Source organism: Kaarinaea lacus (assembly GCF_975902315.1).
The window spans coordinates 1-4652 of record NZ_CDLKIE010000076.1; the positions used below are offsets into that span (position 1 = coordinate 1).

General features: G+C 48.7%; 1 protein-coding gene. It reads right to left on the reverse strand.

Going from position 1 to position 4652, the window contains the following annotated elements:
- A partial coding sequence (locus ACWVCM_RS01740; RefSeq protein ID WP_455199976.1) for a cytochrome c3 family protein occupies positions 1–3899 on the reverse strand: 3899 nt, incomplete at its 3' end.
- Positions 3900–4652: the final 753 nt, after the last annotated feature.

The window sequence follows — 4652 nt, forward strand, 5'->3', positions numbered from 1 at the left end:
GGCACCACTGGTGGTGGTGGCGGCAGCACCACTGGTGGCGGTGCACCCGGCGGAGGTGGTGGTGGTAATGGCGTCGGACAATCTGCAAACGCTGCCCAATTGTTTGTAGTGTGACAGTCACTACACTGGCCTGCCGGTTCGCAGTGACCGCCTGGTTTGCCCTGCGCTATTCCCGCACCGTGGCAATCAGTACATAAGCCAAACGCGTCTGCGTGTGAAAACAGCCCGGCAACATTAGCCCACGCACGAGGCGGCGTACCATGACAGTTCTCGCAGACTTCACTTGTATTTGGATGATTCCCGGGTTTACCCGTTGCGATAGTGTTATTGTGACAACTGGCACAGGTACCAATAACCTGCGTATGATCCAGCGGTGTAATAAAAGGTAGCCAGGTTAACGGTGGTACATTGTGGCAAAACTCACAGGAATTGGTCGTATTCGGGTGATTACCCGGTTTACCCGTTGCCGTTACGTTATTATGACAACTGGAACAACTACCCAGTACCTGACTATGATCCAGCGGTGATATGTACGGTAACCAGGTACCCGCCGGCGGTGTGCTATGACAGCGTTCACATAGATCTGTCGTTTGTGGATGGTTGCCGGGCTTGCCTGTAGCAACGACATTATCGTGACAACTGACGCATGTTCCAAGTACCTGGCTATGATCCAGCGGGGAAATAAACGGTAACCATGTGCCTGGAGGAATATTATGACAAACATCGCAGACATCTGTGGTTGACGGGTGATTACCCGGTTTACCTGTCGCTGTAGTGCCATTGTGACAACTCGCACAAGTGCCAATCACATGACCGTGATCAACGGTTTGTGCTGGCGTCCACGGTGTTGGTCCCTGAGCGTGACACGCATCGCAGGTATTCGTCGAGTTGATATGATTTGGGCTTTTGCCCGATGCAACCGTGCCATTATGGCAGCTTGAACAGATACCTGAAACTTGTGAGTGGTCTACGGCGGCAGCAGGTAGCGGCGTCCAGGTAGCTGGAAAAACCTGATGACACAAATCACAGGCATCGGTACTCAATATGTGATTTGGACTTTTACCACTGGCCGTTACACCATCGTGACAGCTAATACAGTTACCGACAAACGTCGAGTGATCCGGCGCACCTCCACCAGAACCCCCCGTAGCGGGTAGCCAGGCGGTGGTCGAATGACAGGTGTCACAATCAGCCGTCGTTACTATATGTGTAGCATGTTTGCCGGTTGCAGTTATGCCGTCATGACAGCTGGAACAAGTACCAATTACATTACCATGTTCTACAGTTAACGCCGGCGTCCAGGGTGATGGTCCCTGAGCATGACACGCATCACAGGTATTCGTGGTGTTGATATGATTTGGGCTTTTGCCCGATGCAACGGTTCCGTTGTGACAAGAGGAACAAATTCCAACAACTTGCGAGTGGTCAACGGCGGCAGCAGGGAGCGGCGTCCAGGTGGCTGGAAAGACCTGATGACACAAATCACAGGCATCGGTACTCAGTATATGATTTGGACTTTTACCACTGGCCGTTACACCATCGTGACAACTAATACAGTTACCAACAAACGTCGAGTGATCCGGCACGCCTCCACCAGAACCTCCCGTAGCCGGAAGCCAGGCAGTGGTGGAATGACACGCATCACACTCGGCGGTTGTTGCTATATGTGTAGCATGTTTACCAGATGCAATGATACCGTCATGACAACTGGAACATACCCCATTCACTTCATTGTGATCAACGAATATGACCGGCGCCCAGGGCGTTGGACCCGCCGCATGACAGGTATCACATACATCGCTGGTATTAATATGATTGACACTCTTGCCACTGGCGATTACGCCGTCATGACAACTGCTACAGGTACCATTAACCTGGGTATGATCTACTGATGCCGCAACAACGGGAGTCCATGTTCCTGGGAAGACGACATGACAGGCATCACACACATTGGAACTGTTAATATGACTGGGACCTTTACCACTGGCGGTTACACCATCGTGACAGGTGAAACACTGGCCAGGCACCACCTGTGTATGGTCAGGTGCAGCCGGTACCCATTGTTGGGTACTGTGACAATCATTACATTCCTGGGTTGTGGGAATATGGGTCGACCCCTTGCCTGTCGCAATTAAACCATCATGACAACTGGAGCAAACACCCAGCACTTCATTGTGATCTACCGCAGATGGAGCTACCTGGGTCCACGGTGTTGGTGCTGACTGATGGCAAGCCTCACAAAAGTCAGTGGTACTGATATGTGTAGGCCCTTTTCCTGATGCTGTCGTTCCATCATGACAAGAAAAACATGAACCGATAACATGACCGTGATCAACTGCCGAAGCAACAACAGGTAACCATGGTGTTGGTCCTGATAAGTGACAGGCATCGCATACGTCGGTTGTATTGATGTGCGTTGGGCCTTTACCGCTGGCAATCACGCCATCATGACAACTGGCACATGTACCAATTACCTGCGAGTGATCAACATTCGATGACGCAACTGGATTCCACGAGGTCGTATTAAGATGGCAGGCTTCGCAAATGTCCGTGGCATTAATATGTGATGCATGCTTTCCAGTTGCCTGGATACCATCGTGACAGGAACTACAGGCCTGACCCGCAACGGTACTGTGGTCAAAGCTGACCAACCATGTATTTGTTGTATGACACACATCACAGGGTTCGAGCGTCGTGACGTGTGTAGGCCCCTTGCCTCTGGCTATCGTTCCATTGTGGCAACTTTCACAGGTACCTATAACCTGGCTATGATCCACATCACTTGGCGCCAATGGCGCAAAACCAGCAGGGGGAATGCCATGACAGGCATCGCATTGATCTGTTGTAGTTATATGACTTGCAGGTTTGCCCACTGCAACAACATTGTTGTGGCAACTCACACAACTGCCCGTCAACTGGGTATGATCGACCAATACAGTCGGTGACCAGGCCGTCACAGTGTGACAGGCAAAACAATCATTACTAGATGCGATATGATTTGGCGGTTTACCTTGCGCAACAATATTGTTGTGGCACGATTCGCACGCTCCTATCACCTGGGAATGATCAACACCAAGTAACAGGGTCCAGGGTGTCGGTCCTGGTGCGTGACACGCTTCACACGCATCGGTTGTATCAATATGATTTGCTGGTTTGCCACCTGCAGTCACTCTGTCATGGCAACTGGCACAGGAGCCTATAACTTCATTGTGATCCACCGCTGATGACTGCACCGGTGCCCATCCTGCAGGATAAGATTCATGGCAGGACGCACAATTGTCCGTGCTATTAATATGAGTAGGATTTTTACCGCTTGCAGATATACCATTATGACAGGTATAACAACTGCCCGGTGGAAAAGACGAGTGGTCTGGCGCACCACTAACAACCCATGTGTTAACGTTATGACAAAGATCACACTCTGCAGTGGTCGGTAGATGGTCTGGACCCTTACCTGTCGCGGTAACACCATCATGACAACCGGAACACGGAGTGCCTGCTATAACGCTGTGATCCATCAATCCCGCTGATGCATCCAGAAAGTTCACCGACGTATGACAAACGTTACAATCATCCGTTACTGGAATATGGGTGGATGACACACCAGCCGCAAAAACCCCGTCATGACAATTTGCACATTCTTTTGGCAACGCATCAAAAACGCCACCAACATGACAGCCCTCGCAATCAAGAATTGCATGAGATCCATCAAGTGGAAATCCCGTCGTTAAGTGGTCAAAGGATTCAATATCAACGACTTCATCATCGATGAAAGGCGCTGAAAAAGTAGAAAAGGAAAATGTGAAAAGAACTAAAAATGAAAAACGAGCAAAACCATTAGCCCAACTACGACCTGGTATTTTACTACACATTGACGCAATAATTTTACTTGCCGTCACCTTCAAACTACACTCCCCGCCCTACAACGCGAGTTGAAAGTACTCGGCTTTAAACGCACTACCGCAAATGCAGCAACTGCGTTCCTCAATCCAACCGAATTGACATTTAGCCAGGTCTTTTATTTTTATTGACCCGCCGCTAAAGATTTGATTGAAATTGAGAAGCCCCCTAAATGCTCCCTTGCCTGCGCCAGCTCGACTAGACTCGAATCCTTGTCTAGATTAAACCTGCGCTATTGCTACTGGACTCTTAGAATTTGTTCTTAAGCCTAATAGCAAAGTAGCTACACATTTACCTACGTGGTAGCTACCTGAATACTTCAGTCCGGTTCAATTTACGGTTACGAAAAGTTAACCTGGTAGATGAATCAGACACTGAAAAAGTGCTTAGAATTTAATCGCCTATAAGTTCCTCAAGCTTTCAAACCTCAAACACTATCTACTTATATAACATAAGAAAAGTCGTTTTCCTAACGGTTTTTACGGATTGATATTTCAAACCAACTAAAGGATTAATTTATCTATGAATCTATTACACCCACTTTGCCCATACATCGGTTAAGGCTTTTCAACCGTTTAACAATGATGGTATTGCCGGGAATTTACTCGGCGAGGTTGATGATATTAGACGCTGTGAGTAAAGCTGAAGGGACTTTCATTTATGACAGGCTGGAAATAGACCCGTCGAAGCGTGATAAGCTGGCTTTAAGTACTCTTGAATTGGCGCATGATATTCAGATAGTCGATGAGAAC